Origin of the sequence: Leucobacter sp. cx-328 (assembly GCF_014530035.1) — a bacterium.
Taxonomy (GTDB): domain Bacteria; phylum Actinomycetota; class Actinomycetes; order Actinomycetales; family Microbacteriaceae; genus Leucobacter.
Map to the genome: position 1 here is coordinate 338,231 of NZ_JACVMX010000001.1, position 18,954 is coordinate 357,184.

The 18,954-nt window shown below is 59.9% G+C and carries 13 protein-coding genes; 6 read left to right on the plus strand and 7 right to left on the minus strand.

Annotated elements, in window-relative coordinates; translation table 11 throughout:
• The first annotated feature begins 3 nt into the window (after positions 1–3).
• Entirely contained in the window at positions 4–1,656 is a 1,653-nt protein-coding gene (locus tag ICL81_RS01390; RefSeq protein WP_188033192.1) for a hypothetical protein, read from the plus strand.
• 18 nt (positions 1,657–1,674) lie between these two features.
• Here the strand turns inward: ICL81_RS01390 and ICL81_RS01395 are convergent, their stop codons facing one another.
• A complete protein-coding gene (locus ICL81_RS01395; protein ID WP_124974161.1) occupies positions 1,675–2,031 on the minus strand; it encodes a sulfate permease in 357 nt (118 codons plus the stop codon).
• A gap of 311 nt (positions 2,032–2,342) precedes the next feature.
• On the opposite strand from ICL81_RS01395, the gene ICL81_RS01400 reads away from it, so the two are divergent.
• A complete protein-coding gene (locus ICL81_RS01400; protein ID WP_188033193.1) occupies positions 2,343–3,794 on the plus strand; it encodes an Abi family protein in 1,452 nt (483 codons plus the stop codon).
• An 8-nt stretch (positions 3,795–3,802) separates the two neighbouring features.
• Here the strand turns inward: ICL81_RS01400 and ICL81_RS01405 are convergent, their stop codons facing one another.
• A complete protein-coding gene (locus ICL81_RS01405) occupies positions 3,803–4,528 on the minus strand; it encodes a DUF6349 family protein (RefSeq protein ID WP_188033194.1) in 726 nt (241 codons plus the stop codon).
• 28 nt (positions 4,529–4,556) lie between these two features.
• Positions 4,557–5,555, minus strand: coding sequence for a DNA-processing protein DprA (locus tag ICL81_RS01410; protein WP_188033195.1), 999 nt, complete (start codon positions 5,553–5,555; stop codon positions 4,557–4,559).
• Between the two features lie 372 nt (positions 5,556–5,927).
• On the opposite strand from ICL81_RS01410, the gene ICL81_RS01415 reads away from it, so the two are divergent.
• Positions 5,928–8,273, plus strand: a complete 2,346-nt coding sequence (locus ICL81_RS01415; RefSeq protein WP_188033196.1) for an AAA family ATPase — start codon at positions 5,928–5,930, stop codon at positions 8,271–8,273.
• 635 nt (positions 8,274–8,908) lie between these two features.
• Here ICL81_RS01415 and ICL81_RS01420 read toward each other — a convergent pair.
• Positions 8,909–10,552 carry a thiamine pyrophosphate-binding protein gene (locus ICL81_RS01420; protein WP_188033197.1) on the minus strand — a complete coding sequence of 548 codons (1,644 nt, stop codon included), beginning with the start codon at positions 10,550–10,552 and terminating at the stop codon, positions 8,909–8,911.
• A 99-nt stretch (positions 10,553–10,651) separates the two neighbouring features.
• The gene (locus tag ICL81_RS01425) at positions 10,652–11,557 is read right to left on the minus strand and encodes a LysR family transcriptional regulator (protein ID WP_188033198.1); all 906 of its coding nucleotides are present in this window, start codon (positions 11,555–11,557) and stop codon (positions 10,652–10,654) included.
• Between the two features lie 122 nt (positions 11,558–11,679).
• Here ICL81_RS01425 and ICL81_RS01430 point away from each other — a divergent pair, with 122 nt between their 5' ends.
• Together ICL81_RS01430 and ICL81_RS01435 are read left to right on the plus strand one after the other, a co-directional pair.
• Complete coding sequence (locus ICL81_RS01430) at positions 11,680–13,029, plus strand: MFS transporter (RefSeq protein ID WP_188033199.1); 1,350 nt, start codon at positions 11,680–11,682, stop codon at positions 13,027–13,029.
• Positions 13,030–13,058: 29 nt separating this feature from the next.
• Positions 13,059–14,690, plus strand: a complete 1,632-nt coding sequence (locus ICL81_RS01435; protein ID WP_188033200.1) for an amidohydrolase — start codon at positions 13,059–13,061, stop codon at positions 14,688–14,690.
• Between the two features lie 140 nt (positions 14,691–14,830).
• Here the strand turns inward: ICL81_RS01435 and ICL81_RS01440 are convergent, their stop codons facing one another.
• Positions 14,831–16,318: a 2-isopropylmalate synthase gene (locus ICL81_RS01440; protein WP_188033201.1), complete on the minus strand. Its 1,488-nt coding sequence runs from the start codon at positions 16,316–16,318 to the stop codon at positions 14,831–14,833.
• Positions 16,319–16,504: 186 nt separating this feature from the next.
• Between ICL81_RS01440 and ICL81_RS01445 the strand changes: the two genes are divergently transcribed.
• Complete coding sequence (locus tag ICL81_RS01445; RefSeq protein WP_188033202.1) at positions 16,505–17,197, plus strand: FadR/GntR family transcriptional regulator; 693 nt, start codon at positions 16,505–16,507, stop codon at positions 17,195–17,197.
• A 15-nt stretch (positions 17,198–17,212) separates the two neighbouring features.
• Here ICL81_RS01445 and ICL81_RS01450 read toward each other — a convergent pair whose 3' ends face one another.
• Positions 17,213–18,871, minus strand: a complete 1,659-nt coding sequence (locus ICL81_RS01450; protein WP_188033203.1) for a zinc-dependent metalloprotease family protein — start codon at positions 18,869–18,871, stop codon at positions 17,213–17,215.
• Positions 18,872–18,954 lie beyond the last annotated feature (83 nt).

The following is an 18,954-nucleotide window of genomic DNA, read 5'->3' on the forward strand; positions in this document are numbered from 1 at the left end:
TAGGTGGCTGCTCAACTGGACGACCTGACCGTGCTCGCGCGTTTCGTGATCCGCGCACGTCGGGTAGAAGCTCATTCTCTCGTGCAAGACGAAAAGACCTTGTTGGGTTATGCAAAGGGCACGTTCAAAGTCACGCTTGGCTTTGATGGAGCGGCAACTATCAGGCGGCCACTCCCAGATAACGAAGAAGAGTTCGAATCCTTGGTCGCGAGGATCAGACCGCTGACGCTGAAATCTGAACCAATCTATTACGCCAAGGTGCTTGGAGCTCTGGAACGAGTGTTGGAGCAGTGCGACCCAAGTGCAGAGGTTCTATCTGAATGCCAAGCGTTGAGAGCTTCTTGGGAGGCCGCCGAGCTTCAGGGAACCCAAGTACAGGGATACTCAGTGCAGCGCTCACGTCATGATGGTTCGGAAGCAACCAAGCATGTCTCCGATACACAACTCGCTGCCGCGTGGGTATACGCAGACCTTGTCCATGCCGATGCTCAAGGCCCCAAAGCCGAGGCGCTTGCTTTCGATCTTGACGAACGATACGCAGCCGCAGTGCTCGTGTTCTGCGGTGCAGCCGTGCGGGTGGTAAGGACACTTCGCCTGATCGAGCATCTGAAAGCCGCAAACATACTCAACCTTGCTGATGAACTCTGGTCTCAAAAGGTTACGGTCGACACTACCGAGATCGTCGAGGAAGCGGAGGTGTTCATGGCTCCTGTAGGGGCCCCGATGCCAAATCTCATGACTTCGGTCGAAATGGGAGAAGACTGGAAATCAATCTCGGTGACTGAGATGCTCAGGCTTGAGATAGCAAACCGAGTAACAGTCCTCCTGCGTGACGACGATCGCAACATAGAGTCCAGCGACGCGGCGGTCATAAGGCGAGAAAATGGCGAAGACTTGATGACCTGGGAAGCCCTCATCGCTGAAAGCGTCCTCTGTCGTTTGGTCTTTGAAGCCGATTCAGGCGAGATTCGGTCGATTCGGTCGATGGAACTTCAGTTCCTAGATCACACTCATTCACTCAAACTCTCCGCCCATGAATTCAAACTGAAGATGTTCCAAGCCAAGACGTTAACCCTCCAGGTTGGAGACCAAAACTGGGTGACTCTGCGAGTTCCAGAGGCCTCCGAGGAAGAGCTATTCCAGCAGCAAGTTCTCTTTGAAACGACAAGAGACATTGTTCTGATCGAGCAAATCGCGAACAGAAGGTTCAAAACAAGTAGCGAGCCCTTCACGAACGACGATCGCATGGCGTTGAGAGTCGCACGTCTGGCCTGGGAGGGCAAGATCACCTATTGGAATCAAGGGCCGATAAAGGTCACGACCGAAAACGGGCTGCCACCCTCTCAAATTCAAATACCCGCCCAAACTCTCTCAATCGGTGGCGCGGAGATCCCTACCCCTGAAATACGATTGCGCCACCCAGACATGGACATCACCGAACTGCAGCCTGAGCCGCCGCTCGAACCAGGAGTGAAACTCTATGAGCTCCGGCCCCCTGCGCAAGCATTCTTCCGGGTGTGGGCACCAGAGCAGATGCAGGTTTCAAGTGACGCTGATCTCACTTCGCCTGTTCCCTGGGGCCTGCTCGGGATACAGGAAGCCGAGCCTCCCGAAACGGATGCCGCGTCGGTCGACTCAGACCAGCAGGAGCAATGAACCGCGCACAAAGCGAGGTTACCCAGTTCTTTGATCCTGGGAGGGCTGTCGAGTTGGAGAAGCGTTGAATCGCTCTGCTTCGCGGAATCTCGCTTTGGTGAGGAAAAGGAGGCTGATCGGCCCCCACACGAGGAACTTGATCGCGTTCCAGATGCAGAGAATGAACACGAGATACAGCCACTCGGGAGCCCCCACCCCGATCAGAGCGAGAGCGCCGCGTGCGATCAACAGGTAGGGAACCGAGAACAGCATCGCCAGGACGCCGTAGCGAAGGTTCTCACGGCGGCGCAGGAACCAGATCAGCCGGTTCGTCGGAGCGTACCGCTGCAACAGATCATTCGCGAAGCTGCTGAGATGCCAGATGAGAGCGAGCATGACGAAGTCCTTTACAGATCTACCGGCGGTCAGATTCGTGTAAAAGCACTTCGCAGCTAAAGCTGCTCCGTCGTACCCCAGGCGGGGCTTGTTTGCCGTGTGCTCCTACTATACGCCCGAAATCTTGAAAGCGCAGTAGTTGGTGAGCTGGAGGCCGGTACTGCTGGAACGTTCGCTGCATCCCAGTAGAAGCTGTGAGCGTGGGCAGAATCGCCCACCAGGTGGGCGTGAAGTGGGCTAGACTGTAGACACCACGGCTGGCCGCTAGTTCCGACAAGGATAGGCGGCCAGTTCTTTTTCTAGGCAGGGTCATGGCAGACAGCACCTACGAGAAACCCTTTCTCACAGTCGAACAGCAGATCGACCAGATCAAGCAGCGCGGCATGAAAATCGGGAGCCGTGATGACGCGCGGAACGCGCTGCGGCGCATCGGGTACTACCGGCTGTCGGGCTACTGGCATCCCGACCGAGTGCCTGCCGGGCCGGGAGAAAAGCGGGCATCCGAGTTCCTTCCGAATACGCGACTCAGCGATGTGCTCGACCTCTATGCCTTCGACGAGCAACTGCGCGCTGCCCTGCTCGAAGCGATCGCTCAGATCGAGGTCGCATTGCGGTTTGAACTTGGACATCCGCTCGGCAGGAACGGCCCGTTCGCGCACCTTGACGACTCCCACTTCAACTCCGGATTCACGAAGTTGCGCGATCGGGTGTGCAAGTTGCCCGGCTGTGATGGCGACTGCCGCTGGGAAGAATCAGACCACCACGAATGGGTCGACCGGCAGCGCCAGACCGAGCAGGTCTCGACTGAGGCGTTCGCGGCGCACTTCCGCGAGAACTATGGCGAACCTCTGCCGATCTGGGTGGCAACCGAAACAATGTCATTCGGCAGACTCACCCGGCTGCTCGATGGTCTGGACTCGGCCGAGCGTGAACTCCTCGCGGCTGAGTGGGATGTGATCGACAGCACCGGGCAGGGTGACCCGTCGGTGCTATCAAACTGGATGGAGCACCTGCGCCAGGTGCGCAACATCTGTGCGCACCACGCCCGCATCTGGAACCGCAACATCAACGCGACTATCGCCGTGCCCTCCGGTATGCCGGAACTACAACATCTGCTTCTCGAAGTCCCGCGCGGTGACGAGTACACACCCCCGATGGTGCGCCGCATCTACGGCACGTTCGTGATCCTCACCCATCTGCTCGCTGTGATCGAAGCACCCGTCCGCTATCGAGACCGACTCCGCACACTACTCACAGGTTTCCTCGCTGCGCGTCCGCAGGCAGAGGCGAACATGGGTTTCCCCGTAGGCTGGCAAGCGCATCGGATCATGGCTGAGGATTATCGGCGGGATCAGCAGCGTGCTGCACGGTTGGCGATGCTCAGAGCGATCGAAATGTTCGGTTCGGGTGAGGCAGCTGATGCGTTGAGCGCTGTGCCGGAAGGGAAACCGCGCAGGTCGAGAGTGAACTACTACCGCAAGAACGGGGCGCTGCTCTCAGTAATGTGGAACGCTCGCCGAGCATACCCCGCGTTCCAGTTTGATCCAGCGACGGGCGTTGTGCCTGAATTGGTAGTCCTCGCCAACCGGCGTCTGCTCGACGGCGGGAACGTCAATGATGACGGGCATTGGGCGGCGCTCGAGTGGTGGCTTACCCCGAACACCTCGCTGCCAGATGAAACCAGCCCAGCAGAAGCGATGGGCACTGGCGCTCTCACGCGCGATGCGCTCGACCGGCTCCTGCCGCCGCGTGACGATGAGTAATGCGAGCATTACCGAGTGATCCTGTTGGGAGCCTGGGCTGATCGCGGAGACTCCATACCTGCCGTGGCGAGCGTAGAGCGCAGGGGTTGCACATCGGTTCGGATAGTCGTTGGTCTGTTGAGCGCGGTCGATGAAAGGTCATAGCCGCCCCAGGGCGAGTATCCGGCGACGTGTCGAGTCGCGTATCGTGCGCGCTCGGTGATGATCGGCGCACCAGATACTTGCATCTCGGCTGGGTAGTGCGCTTCGATCCATTTGCGACCCAACTTGGTCAAGCCACTGCCATCGCGCACCCGAATCTGCGCGGGCACCACAGGCAGCTCACGCCAGTTCGGGATCGCGTGATTGTGCCACCCCTCGACGCTATCGTCTTCTGAGTCGCTGACCTGATGCCATCCGCATGGTTCGCAGACCGCGAGATACATGAGGTCGCCCGGCCCCTCGCACTTCGGCTCGGGGCGCAGGTCAGCTGAGAACATGACGAGGCGGTGATCGCCGTACTCGGTACCACCATTGAGCCAGCCGTAGCCGGTGTGCCACATATGGCTATGCGGGATCGACCCGAAACGGCCATTGAGAAGCTGCCATTGCTCAAATGCGGCCTGTAGCTCGCCCGGCGGGTAGTAGTCGGTGGTGAAGTGGAGCGGCGCGCCGTGCCACTCGGGTGGGTTCGCGCGGAGATCCTCACGCACGAGTTCGTCAAGATCGAACGCAAGCTGGCTATCGTTGTTCAACGTCTATTACCACCACTCGGAGCCTGAACTATCTGGTGAGACTGTGCTCGCGAGTAACGGTGTGTCGCAGGGTATTCTGCGCAAGTGTCGCCGTGAGAAGACCACGCGGTGGTGCATCTAAAAGTTCGGTGATGTCGGTGTGGCTTTGCACGAGGGTTGCGCGGCCCTCGCGGATGAGCGCGTTGGTGCCGTGGCTAGCAACATCGGTTGCACGCCCCGGTACTGCGCCGACAGGTCTGCCATAGGCTGCCGCATGGAACGGGGCACCAGTCCAGCGGTAGTCCCAGCCGGCTTGTTCCTCAACAACGGTCGTCATGCCGGAGAGCGCAGCAAGGAGGCCATTCGCGGTCAACGCGCTGGCATGTCGCATGTCGCTCGGCGGGCGATCCGTGACGAGCAGGCCGGTCGCTGCCGCCTGTTCCAGCCAGTCGTAGTTTTCGATCTGTGATTGATTGATCGGATCGGGCATGACGAGAATCACGCGGTCGTTTTGCTTGAGTGCGGAAGTGATTGCGGCCTCAGCGATGCCGTCATCGGGGAACGAAACGATAGTGCGCCCATCTGCGGCGAGATCAGCTGCCAGTGCTGTGGCCATCTGCAGTCCATATTGAGATGGATTGGGGGTGCCAATAAGCGCGGCGCGGCTCGCCAACGAGTCTGCGAGCAAACTCGTGTCTCCCTGCGTCCACAGCGCGAGCGGCGTGCGGTGATCGAGAGGATCAAGCGCAGCAGGCCAATGAGGATCACCGGGGATCAGAATATGTTGCCCGAGTAGTTCACTTTGCTCGATTCCTTCAAATACCTGCACGGGGTCGGCGACATCGAATCGCCGCCGCCACAGGTGCAAGTCGGCGCGCTGCATCCCGACGATCAACTCGTTGCTCAGGGCAAACCGGAGTGTATCGAGACCGTTCCCAGCGAGCCGGAGCACCGTGTTGGTCTGAAAATCGCCGGTCTCGGTTACTGACGTGATCACCGCACGCGCGGTTCGCTCATCGGTTACGCTCTCAAGCGTCCTATCGGCCATGTCGCCCTCCTGATACACGGATAGTGTGTCGGGAAGGTACGACAACGGTGACGAGCAACGGGGCGGCCACTTACTACGCCCGTGGGTATCGCGTGTTGCAACTTCTGAGTGTGTCTGGGGGCGAGTTGTGGACTGCGGCCGCCGCGAGCCCGAATCTTGTGCTGACGAAGGGGTTAGGTCGTTATCGCCTCGGTATTCTTGTGTCATGTTGTTGACTGGTGCCTTCGTTGATTTGGCTGGATATGTGGTCGGACGTGACTCATGCGCTGTCTTCGACGGCCAGAATTCTGATGTCGGTGTTGTGACCATGCGCGGAAGTATCCAAGCGCACGCCTCGGGCTCCTCTGCGGTGTCACGTCACCAGACGGAGAAATGACTATGCTCCAGAGCTTCACCAGCGACGTGGCCTTTCGCGGCCTGAGCAAAACCCCATTCGACGGAGCCTCACCCTGCAGGCTAGGTAAGCGAACGGTGATCTACGGCCGAAACGGCACGGGAAAGACGAGTCTGTCAGAAGCTCTCAGGCTCGCGGAGGGTTCCGGACGCGCTGACAGTGCCACTCTTCAAGCCCGAATCATTGCGAATGGTTCGTCTTCAGGGATACGCCTTGAGCCCGGTAGCGCACCGTTTCGGCTGTTTGTCTACAATCGCTTTTACGTTCAGGAGTCTTTGCGGCTTTTCCTTAGCGGTGATGGTCACGCATCACCGATTGTGCAGCTCGGCATTGACAACATTAAGGCCGAAGCCGAACTGAAAGAGCATCAGGCATATTTGGCTGTGCTTGAAGCACGAGAAACCTCTATTCGTGAAGCTGTGAAGCGTATCGAACGTGATCGCGAGACGCTTGAGAAAGAAACCAAAGCTGAGATCATCTCAGCTCTCGCGCCAGCGGACGCAGCGTATTACAATCCAACCAGGTTCCAAGTCACTCAGGTGAGAAAACTGCTCGATGATCAGAGCGCAGCTGCCCTATCGAAAGAGGAACTCGCTTCAGAGTTGAACGCGGCAACAGCCGCCCTGTTGGGTCAGGTCGACCTATCTCCTGCGCCCGAACAAATAGCGTCGAACCTGCATCTGACGGTCAACGATGAACTCCTTAGCGCGCACGTGGAATCAGTGCCTTTACCTCGGTTGACCGAGAATGCTGATCTCTCGACTTGGGTCGAAGATGGATTGGCATTTCATAGCGAAGGTGATCTTTGCGAGTTCTGCCAGAACGGTATTGTCAACTCCGATGTTCTCGCGGCATACCGGCGGCATTTCAGTGCGGCTCTCGACTCTCTACGAGAACGACTTGGAAAAGCAATCGCATACTTTGAGCGTCAGCGTGATGCTCTAGATACTTGGCTCCAGAGTATCCCCAGTGAAAGCGAGTTTCTGCCGGACTTCCAGGAGCGCGCTAAGGATGCGATGGCTGATGTGAGGAAGGATGTCGAGGCTCTCCAGATTGAGATTGGTAAAGCGATTTCCGCCATTCAGAGACGGCAAGCCGATCCTCTCCGTGTGAGGCCGGATGCAGACCTCCTCACAGAGTCATTCGCTGTAGTGGATGTTGCCGGGCTCAACCAAGTTCTGACTGAGAATAATGCGGCTTGCGGGTCGCAAGCCGCGCGCATAAAAGGGGCGCGTGCATCCGTTGAGCTGCATTTTGGCGCTCAGAAGGGTGCCGAATACCGATCTGCTGCACGGCGCCTGGAGCTAGCCCAAAGGGCACTGTCGAGGCTTCAGCAGCGAACTGTTGAGGTGGATGCAAAACGGCTTGCGGCTCAACAAGAACTGCAAGACGTCGGGCAGATGGCGAACCTTATCGACGTGGATCTTCGAGAACATTTCGGTCATGCACACTTGAGGGTCTCGGTCACGCCGGACGGAACTGGCTATGTTGTGACGCGCTCCGGGACCGTGGCTACTCATCTGAGCGAAGGCGAGCGAAACGCTATTGCCTTTACCTACTTCTTGCGCTCGCTTGAGGAAGAAGACGTCGATCCCGAGCAGGCCATCGTGGTGATTGACGACCCAGTAACGAGCCTCGACAAAGAGTCACTATTCGCTGCATTCGCATTCGCCCGCGAGCGTACAGAACAGTTCATTCAAACTATATTTCTTACCCATGACTACGAATACTTCAGGTTGAACCTCATCGATTTAAAGAACCGTTGGGGGAGCTCTCAAAAACGCATTCGCATGAACGACGCTACTGAGAAGCAAATGCCCGAAGTCTCATTCTTGGAGGTTCGCGCAGTCTCGCAGGATGCGAACTCGCGACATGGAGAGGTGCGAGAACTTCCTCGAAGCCTGGTGCAACACCCTAGTGAATACCACTTCTTGTTCTTTCACGTGGCAGAAACATCTGTGGGAACTTCGCAAGAGTATCTACCGTTGGTCGGAAATGCGGCTCGGCGACTTCTTGAGGGTTTCCTCTCCTTTCGCGCCCCGGACAAAATCAATTTCCAGGAGAAGGTCAACGCTGTCGCAGCGAACGCGTCTATTGATGGAGCGTTGAAGGAGCGCGTCGTCAAGTTCCTCCATAGTCAATCCCATCGAGAAGAACCCCGGCCTTCGTCAGCGCTCGACTTTCCTTCGATTGAGGCGGAACTAGCCGCTACGTTGAAGTTCATCCATGCTGCAGACGGCCCCCATTTCGAAGCGATGTGCAAGTCAGTGGACCTCGACCCGGTCGCGATCCTTCAAAATTTAGCCGCGCAGCAGGTGGCGTAGACACGGAGAAACCTGCGTCGGCCCAAGCGATGTGGGCCACGGGAAACCCATGCCAATCAACCGTGACGAGTCAGAAATGACCGGGTACACTCGGAAGTGGCGTAGCGCCAATTCCCTAGATAACACCAGGGAACCGTTGCTATTCGCATGGTCTCGAAACTATTCGTGACCAGGGGTTTTAAGAGACGGGGTCGCAGGTTCAAATCCTGTCATCCCGACTGCTAACCCCCGGAACTTCATTGAAGTTCCGGGGGTTTTCTAGTTGGGAGCATACGTCCCAATTGTGCGGCGGCCTGCGCTGGCGAGGCGCCTCAGCACGTCCGTCCGTGAAGAGAGTGCACTTTGCGGGAGCCGGCGCCTCCGGGTATGAGCACGAGGTCAACCGCACTCGCCCCGTGCCCCGGTTTTCACGACCTAGGATGAGGGTGAAGTGGAATCCTCGGCGCTCGAATCTGCCAGCTGCGTGGGGCCGCCATGTGTATCTGGCAGGGCTCGCGTTTCAGGCCGTTCAGAAGGCACAGCGCCGCACGGCCACCAGTCAGGGCTGCAGCAGCAGCTGCGGTTCGAACACAGAGAACGGCTCCCCTCTCGAAAGAGGGGAGCCGTTCATGTATCAGGCGAGGGAAGTTGCCAGCTTACTCGGGGAGCAATACCGCAGGGTCGACGTGCACGTGCAGCAGGGCAACGCGGCCAGCCTCGACAGCAGCGATCGCACGGGTCACAGCGCCCGAGATCTGGTCGTCAGCCGAGATGTCTTCGGCGTGTGCGCCGTACGCTGCCGCAAGACCAGCGAAGTCTGGGCTCGTCACCTGCGTACCGGAGACGCGGCCGGGATATTCGCGTTCCTGATGGACGCGGATCGTGCCAAACTGCTGGTTGTCCATCACGACAGCGAGGAACGCGGCACCCTCCTGGACCGCGGTAGCAAGCTCCTGGCCGTTCATGAGGAACTCGCCATCACCCGCGAGCGCGAGGACGTTGCGGTTCGGGCGGGCGAGCGCCGCCGCGGTCGCCGCGGGAATCGAGTAGCCCATGGAGCCATTGCGGGGACCGAGCTCCGACTGGGGGCTCGTCGTATGTACGAGTGCACCCCATGCGCCGTGGTTGCCAGCGCCCATGGTCACGATGGGGTCGGCGAACTGCGCAGCGACCTGTGAGATCACGCGGGTCATGCTTGCGTAGCCATCGGGTGCAGCGGGGGCCTGTACTTCGCGGCTTGCGAGGTAGGCGGTGCGGAGCGAAGCGGACCAAGCCGTGCGCGACTCAGATGCGGCGATGCCGAGCGCCGAGATACCTGCAAGTGCCGCGGGCAGGACCTCTGGGGTTGCGAGGTAGTGGCGGTTGACACGTCCCATGTGACCGCGCAGCGCCGCGTCACCGCTGATGACGATCGTCTGTGAGCCGGCCGCGCGGGTGATGCGGAACGAGTCGGTTGGCGTATCGGTGAGCGTGCCACCGAAGCACACGATGAGGTCTGCCTCTTCGAGCGCCTTGGTCGCGTGGGGAGCTGTGCCGAAGGCGCTCTGGCCGATGCACGCCGGCGAGGTCGTGGGGATGCGCCAGGTGCCATGCCAATCGTTGATGACGGGCAGCTCATGCCGCTCAGCAAAGGTTCGTACGGCGGTCGCCGACGCGTCAGTCCAGCCTTCGCCTGCGAGGAACAGCAGCGGTCGCTCGGCGCCAGCGATGCTCGCTTGGAGCTCGGCGATGTGTTCGGGTGCGATTGCTCCGGTTGCTGTGGCGTACGGCTCAACGAGCCCGCCAGCGAAACCGCTTGCGACGACGTCCTCCGGCAGGCCGACGATGACGGGGCCTGGACGGCCGCTCCGGGCCGCGTGGAATGCCTCTGCGACGACTTCGCTTGCGCGATCCGCGTTGTCCAGAATCAGCACCCGCTTGGCCTGGCTACCAAACCAGGCGCGCGGATCAAATTCCTGGAACGCTTCGCGGTCACGGTCAGGTACGGGAACCAGGCCGACGAATAGTACGAGCGGAGACGCATCCTGCCATGCAGTGTGCACCGCGACAAACGCATTAGCTGCGCCCGGTCCGCGCGTCACCATTGCAACGCCAACCGAGCTTGTTGCGCGGCCGTAGGCGTCGGCCATGTATGCGGCGCCACCTTCCTGGCGGCAGACGACGTTGCGAATTCCTGTGTCGCGGAGTCCGTCGAGTACTGCGAGGTAGCTTTCACCGGGAACGGTGAAGACCCGATCTACCCCGTGCAGTTCGAGTGAGCGAGCAATCGCCAAGCCAACATGGCCCTCGTGAGTCGACATCCTTGTCCTTCCAGTCGATCAGTGGGCACAGATTCGTGCCATCGATCAGGAGCTTAGACCGACAGAACTATGACAACAACGACCAGAAAGGTCGACCCACTATGCGCTTTTGTTATGCCAGGGAAGGATGTAGTTTCGCATGAAGTGCGCGAGTCGGGTGGCGAGGCCCGCGAGCTGATCGGCCGCATAGTGTTCACGTTGCCAGCAGGCATACAGTGTGATGCGTAGTTCGGCGCCATCGGCTGTGGTGACCGGCGCAACCCAGAGTGGGGCGTCGAGCACCGAGGTGGTGATGACCACGCCGCGCCCCGAAGTAGCGAGCGCCAGCGCGGTCATATCTGAGGCTTCGACAGTATGGTTGCCGAGTGAGATGCCGTCCCGGCGATAGGCCCGGTCAAGCTCTTGTCTGCTCATGCTCGTGCTTGGCGGCAAGATGAGAAGTTCCTTGGTGAGATCCGAGATGCGGATCGAGCCGGGGTTTCCCTTGGCAATCGGGTGATCTGGGTGCGCGGCGGCGATCACCGGGAACGAGCCGAGGGGGAGCGACGCCACTTGGCTGGATGGCGGTGCGGGCGAGACCGCCAGATCCGCCCCCTTGAATAGCGCGCTCTCAACTTCCGCGTGGTCGACTTCTCTGCAGAGGAAGATCGGGTCATCTGCCTCGAGGGACTCAATGAATGGGGCGAGCAAGCTGTCTGCGGTGGCGCGAGCACTGGAACACACGAGCTGTTCTAGGTGGCCCGCGCGAAGGCTCTTGGTGGCGCGTTCCGCAAGACTTGCCTGGTCGAGCAGGGTGCGGGCGATCGTCTCCAGGCGATGTGCCGAAGGGGTTGGCTGGAGGCGGCCACGCTCGCGGTTGAAGAGCGCAAGCCCGAGCTCATCTTCAAGCGTGCGAATCTGGCGACTCAATGCTGGCTGCGCCACATGCAGTGCATCTGCAGCAGCCATGAGGGTGCCATGATCAATGACTGCCAAGAAATAGGTCAGGCGTCGCAAGTGCAGCATAACTATCACAATTCGGTATAGAGACCATGCGTTAATGGTCGTAGACAGTATGGGGTGTAGCAGGAATTCTAGTCTGGAACACTGGCGACGTCGCCAGCGCAAGACACCCAATGGAGGGAAACATGGGGAAAACCGAGATTACCGCCGATCAGCGGCGACGCAGAGCCGTCGTGGGAGCGTTCGTTGGCACCGCAATTGAGTGGTACGACTTCTTCATCTTTGGCACCGCAGCCGCACTGGTATTTGGGCCGGTGTTCTTCCCGGTAGCTGACCCAGCCATCGGCGTGCTCGCGAGCTTTGCCACCTTCTGGGTTGGCTTCCTCGCGCGTCCCATCGGCGGAATTCTCTTCGGCCACTTGGGCGACAAGATTGGGCGTAAGAAGGTCCTGGTGACCACCCTGTTCTTGATGGGTATTGGCACGACCGCGATTGGCCTGCTGCCCACCTACGCGCAGGTCGGAATGCTCGCGCCGATCCTGCTTATTCTCCTGCGCGCAATGCAGGGCCTCGCTGTAGGTGGCGAATGGGCGGGCGCAACGGTTATGGCGACCGAGAGCGCTGAAGGTGGCAAGCGAACTGGTGCAGGCATGTGGGTACAGCAGGGGTCGCCCGCTGGCTCGATCCTCGCAACGCTCGTCTTCCTGCTCGTTGGAAATCTGCCTGACGAAGCGTTCATGAGCTGGGGCTGGCGCGTGCCGTTCCTGCTCTCAGCTGCGCTCCTCGTGGTCGCGCTCGTGATCCGCTCACGCGTGGAAGAATCGGAAGACTTCACGAAGACCCAACAGCAGAAGCAGGTTGTGAAGGTGCCGCTGTTCGAAGTATTCCGCGAGATGCCTGGGATCGTCATCTTCGGTATCTTCGCCAGCGCACTCGGTATCTCGGCGGCGTTCTTCCAGAACACCTTCCTGGTTTCGTGGTGGACAAACGAGCTTCAGGGCGATCGCCAGACAATTCTGCTGCTCGTCTTTATTATGGCCGTCGGCCAGTTCATCTGGCAGCCCATCTCGTCGCTCATCGCGACCAAGATCGGCCGTGACCGCGTCATGTACTACGGCGTTCTACTTTCGATTGCCATCACGATTCCCTACTTCTTCGCGATCCTCAGCGGAAACATGGTGTTCCTCGTCATCACGATGTTCATCCTCATGATGGGTGGCGCGGCATACTACGCAATGCTCGCCGGCTTCCTCTCGTCGATGTTCCCACCGAACGTTCGATACACCGGCGTCGCGCTGGCGAACGGCCTCTGTGCAGTGCTCATCGGTGGCGCAACTCCCGTCATCGCCCAGGCCATTCTCACCGCCTCCGGTCCGTGGGGAGTCGCAGCGTTCTACATTGGCATTTCGGTGCTCACGATCATCGGCATCTGGGGCGCGACCCGGTCGCTTGCTCGCTACCAGGCCCGCGTCGGAGCCGCGGCTGATGCAGACGACGCCAAAGCAACCCACCCAGCGCAGCCTGCTGCCCGGTAACCCCTCCGCCACACTGAAAGGACATCAACATGCGCGTAGATGCGATTTATGAAAACGGACGAATCTGGACCGGTGACGCGGATCGCCCAGAGGTCACCGAACTCGGTGTGCTGCACGGTCGACTCGTATGCGTGGGAGACGTGTCGGAGCTTGTATCTGACGTGCGGATCGACTTGGAAGGCAAACGCGTCATTCCTGGTCTGCACGACGCGCACCATCACCTCGGTCTGACCGGTCGCCGACTGCTCAATGTCAACGTGCGACCTACCGCGATTTCTTCACTCGCAGAACTGTACGAGCGGATCGCGGAGCGTGCGGCCGAGACCCCCGCTGATGGTTGGGTCTTTGCGAGTGGGTACGACCAGAACTTCCTGGGTGGGGAGCATCCCACTGCTGAGGGCCTCGACCGAGTTGCCGGTGGTCGTCCGGTGCTGCTCGAGCACGTATCTGGCCACATGATCGTCGCAAACACTGCCGCGTTCGAGCGTGCAGGATACCCCGGTCGCGAGAACTACCCTGAGATTCCCGGTGGACGAGTCTTCCGTGACGCGGATGGCCTTCCCGAAGGACTGCTGCAGGAAACTGCAATGGACCCCGTGCGTTCGGCCGGTGCTGCAGCCTCTCGTGACCCCGAGGTGGTCGCTGAAGCGCTCCGTCTCGCGAGCGAGCAAGCCGTGCGCTATGGCTTGACGAGTATCACCGAGCCCGGCGTCGCAATCGATGGCGCGATTGGCGCCGGCACTATTGAGATGGATCACTATCTCCGGGCCGTGGCGAATGACACGATTTTGCCGCGCATGACGGTCATGCCGTTCCACACCGCGCTGCACTCGATCCCCGAGGCTCCTGAAGGCATGAAGTCGTTCGACTGGGGGATCCGCACCGGACTCGGCGATGATCGTCTGCGCATCGGTCCCGTCAAGATCGTGTCTGATGGCTCTCTCATTGGTCGTTCCGCGGCTGTGCACGAGTGCTACTGTGGCGAACCTGACAACTACGGCGTACTGCAGGTAACGCCTGAGGAACTGCACGACGCGATCCTCGCGTATCACCGCGCAGGTTGGACGGTCGCGACCCACGCGATCGGCGACCGTGCGATCGACAACGTGCTTGATGCTGTGGCTGAAGCCCAGGCAGCAGTGCCGCGTGAGGTGCGTCACCGCATCGAGCACTTCGCGATCGCGACCGACGAACAGGTCGCTCGCGGTGCGGAGCTCGGGCTCATTCCCGTACCGCAGGGCGTATTCATCTCTGACTTCGACGATGGCATTCTCGAGGCGATTGGTGAAGAACGTTCGGCGGGTACTTACCGCATGCGTTCGTTCCTCGACGCTGGCATGGTGGTGCCTGGATCAACTGACTCACCCGTTTCAGACGCGAATCCATTCGTATCGATTCACGATCTCGTGAACCGAGTGACGAGCGGAGGCAAGCCGTTTGGTCAGCACGAGTGCGTCACTGTCGAAGAAGCTGTGGTTGCCTACACCTACGGTTCGGCGTACGCGGTTGATGCTGATCACGAGCGCGGCCGAATCATGGATGGTCAGCTTGCTGACTTCATCGCCCTGAGTGATGACATCTTCGCAATTGACCAGACTACGATCCGCGACCTGACGGTCGAAACCACCGTCATCGGTGGCAAGGTCGTCTACGCGGCCTAACGCCAAAACCGCAAGCGCAGGAGGGGCTGGTTCCGTGTTCTGGAACCAGCCCCTCCTGCGCTATGTGAGAGGTTGATCTGCGGAAACTGGATTCGCATATGACGTACCTGGCCTCCTCGACACCGTCGCGCGTGAGGTCGCTAGTCTGCGCCGGTGACCGTCGTTGGGTTCTCGGCGTCGGCGAAGTTCGCTTCGGAACCGGGGGGCGCGAATGCCTCCTGATAGATCCGCCAAATGTCGGCCGCGCTTGCTTCGGCGCCGGATGCTTCGGTAGACGCCTGCACCGCGAGTGCCAGTCGCACCTGTTCATCGCGCGAGAGTGCGACACCGTATTCGGTCTCGAGTAGATACGCGATGCCGCCCTTGCCTGATTGTGAATTCACGCGGATCACGGCATCGTAGCTCCGCCCAATATCTGCGGGATCAATGGGGAGATAGGGAACGCGCCATGCGGTCTCCTGCTCTGAGGTGCCGAGTGCTTGTGCGCGCGCTCGGTGCTCGCTAAAACCCTTCTTGATCGCGTCCTGATGGGTGCCGCTGAAAGCGGTGTGCACGAGTGAGCCAACGTATGGGTGTCGCGCGTGCACTTCCAACTGATTGCAATACTCAACAGTGCGGCGTACCTCGTCAATGTCAGAAAAATCGATCATCGGATCCACACCCTGTGCGTGCAAATTCAGCGCGAGCACCGCGAGGTCCACATTGCCAGTGCGCTCGCCGTTGCCAAAGATGCAGCCCTCGACCCGCTGTGCGCCGGCGAGCACGGCGAGCTCGGCACAAGCAATTCCTGTACCGCGATCGTTGTGCGGATGTACCGACAAGATCACGCTCTCGCGACGAGCGAGGTGCTTGTGCATGTATTCGATCTGATCCGCATAGACGTTAGGCGTCGCGATCTCGACGGTCGCCGGGAGATTGAGAATCACCGGGCGCTCCGGTCGCGCATCCCACAGGTCCGTCATGGCATCACAGACGTCGAGTACATAACCGGGCTCGGTGAGATTGAACACCTCCGGCGAGAATTCAAATCGCACGTTTGGCATATCTTCTGCGAGATCGAGCACGTCGCGACCGCCGTTGAGAATGAGCCCGTGCAGACTCTCGCGGCTGTGGCCGAGTACGTGCTCACGCCAGGTTGGGGCGGTCGCGGTGTACAGGTGAATGACGACGTTGTTGCGGATCCCCTGAATCGACGCCACCGTTCGCTCGATGAGGTCCCGGCGGGCGGCCGTGAAGACGACGATCGTGACGTCCGGGGGAGCGATGCCGGTATCGGCAATCAACCGCACGAAATCGAAATCTGTTCTCGATGCCGATGGGTAGCCGACCTCGATCTCCTTGTAGCCCATGGCGACCATGAGTTCGAAGAATCGACGCTTGCGCGCGGGATCCATTGGCTCGGCCAGCGCCTGGTTGCCATCGCGCAGGTCGACCGGCACCCAGAGCGGGGCGGAGGTGAGCGTGTGGCGTGGCCAATCCCGTTCAGTGAGCGGAACGTCGACGCGGGAGAACGCATCGGTGTACCGGTATGACGGCATCTGTGACTGGCGCTGGGTGTTCCAGCGCGGTGCATCGGCCGGCACCGGGCCCGCTGGGGTGGAAATCGTGGGGAATATGTTGGTGTGCATTGTGAGTCCTTTGTGCGCGGATCGCCAGACCGGCCCATGGCTCAACCCCACGACGGGGAGCCGGTCTTGGCTACGCCCCGCCGTGGCGGCGAAGAAGAAGGAAACTCAAGCGGATCATGTGAACACCGTATCACAACTCCTCAGACAAGTAGACAGGTGGACAAGCTGACAAGTTATGCTGGACGCATGGCACAGGTAACGCGCGTCTCGCTCGCTGATCAGGCAGCCGAGCTGCTCCTCGAACGCATCCGGAGCGGCGAATGGGAAATCGGTGCAAAACTCCCGAGCGAAATGACGCTGGTCCCTGAACTTGGCGTCGGCCGATCCACGGTGCGCGAGGCGATCCGCCAGCTTGCTGGCCGCGGAATCCTCACTTCTCGCCAAGGGGCCGGCGTCTTTGTCACCGCGTTCGAGGCGTCGGAAGATCTTTCCGATGTGCTACGCCGTGCAGACATCGCTGCCGTGCTTGAGGCGCGGATCGCGATCGAGACCGAAGCCGCCGCGCTCGCCGCAGCACGACGCACGGGCGCGGATCTCGATGACTTGCGTGCGGCCCTCGCCGAACGCGAACGTGACTTCCCAGACGTGGTGAGCCTTGTCGCTGCCGACACGGCGTTCCATAGGGCCGTGATTGTTGCCTCGCACAACCCCGTTCTTGTGGAACTCTTTGACAGCTTCGCTCCCCGGCTGCGCGACGCGATGGTCGAGATGCTTGAGCTGCCGCGCGCAGGCGGGGTTGGCAGCGCTGACCGGGGCCACGAGATTGAACCAGACAATGAGGCCCACGAAGCGTTGATCAAGGCAATTATCGAGCGTGATGCCCAGACTGCGGCGCGAGAGAGTCGCTCGCACCTTGAGGAGTTGAAGGTTCGCCTATAGCGCTAGCGGGGTTACTCAGGGCGATCCAACGCACGCAGACTCCAGCGGCGCGCTCCCCGGATCCACCTCGTGTGTCACCTGTGCGATCAAGGTGTAGTTGCCAATGCTCCCGTAATCGCTGTATGCGTTCGCAGCCCCTCGTGTGACTTGAGAAGGATCCCCATAGCCAATTCCCTCGACTGTCAGGAAATAGGTTCCGGCTCGCAAGGCAACGGTGATGTCTGAGTTGAGGTCCTCTGAATGTCCTTCAGCTAGCACCTGGCCACACGCATTGATGAGTGCGAGCTTCGAGTGTAGGTTGGGGCCAATCGCTGCGACCTGGGCAAGCGCGGTGAGTGTGCCACCAGAAGTCTCGAACCTGTAGACATCGACATCGTCGCGGGTAATGATGACTCCCTTCTGCACCTTTTGTTCAGCGATGTCACCCAGGAGCCACGCCGTCGACGCATTGTTTCCCACTTCGTCAGTGATGAAATCTGCCCGGTCAAGGTAATGCCAGACAGGGAAGACCCGTTCGCCTGTGTCGTCGCAGCGAACGCTTGCATTCGGGAGATAAAGCTTTTGTCCGCTCTTTGGTGGCCAAGGGTCTTGTGGCTTGTCCCTGCACACACCGCCCAGTACCGGGGTGCCATCCGCTAGCTCAAGCGCCATGAGGCCACGTCGAATGGCCGTGCTGTCCGTGATGAGTGCGAGGTCATCCTCGTGATTTGTTGCGTGCGCATACTCGCCATTTGACCATTGAGTGATTGGCTGTGGGTAGGCGGAACCCATGATTGGTGCCCAGACTCCACCGCGACCTCTGTAGTACTCGTCTTCCTTGAAACCATCGTGCATCACGCCGAAGTTGTGACCGATCTCATGAGATACCAGCTCTGCAACGTTCTTTGCCGCGGTGGCTCGTGACATACCGCCGTATATCGCACCCTTGGTAAATACCAGCGCCCCTGTAAGCATTCGTGAACCGGCGCCGCCAAGGAAGGCGAGGCCGCCAGTGCCTTTCGCGTGGGGGAATGTGTCGGTGTACGTGTCTGTGATGACCGCCTGAGCGCCATATCGGTCGTCGGTGACTGACGTCTTGAATAGATCGTCATCGCTTGGTCGGGTGGTTGTGACATTGACGTTAAAGGGTGCGTAGTCCTCTGCCACACGGGCCCACACCAGGTATCGGAATTCTGTGGTGGCCATGCTGGCAGGTTCGAACCAGATACGCTCGATGTTGCTCAGCAGATTCCACTGTTGACGTTCGAAATACGCGCCATCGAAATTGAGAAAAATCGTGACGGGTGCATCTGGTCGAGACCCGGTCTCAGGGGTGCCGGGAATATCCGCCACGGCAACCGCCCCGTCTGCAGGGGCACCGTCTGCTTCGATTACGTCTGCGAACTCTTGCGATTGCAGTACCTCGGGCGACAACGCAGGGTCAATCGCAAACACAAAACCGTCAGGCATGACCTCAATCACGCCATCTTCTTCAAGTGCTTTAAGCTCTTCGCGCGTTCTATCTACGTTTGCGGCGGCAACTTCAAAACGGTCTTCGTTGTCGGTGGCGGCCGACGCCCGCGTGGTCTGCAGCGCCATTAGTGGAGGTCCGGGCAAAGCGCTGCCAGTGGCGCAGGCGACAATGACCCCGATCGCCAGTACCTGAGAGATTCGTCGTGCAATGATGTGATTCATGGCTTCCCAAGGTTGAAGTTCAAAATCCTTCGAAGCGCTGCCCTTTCAAGCCGGTAACGCACCGCGCGACGAAGGAACCAAGA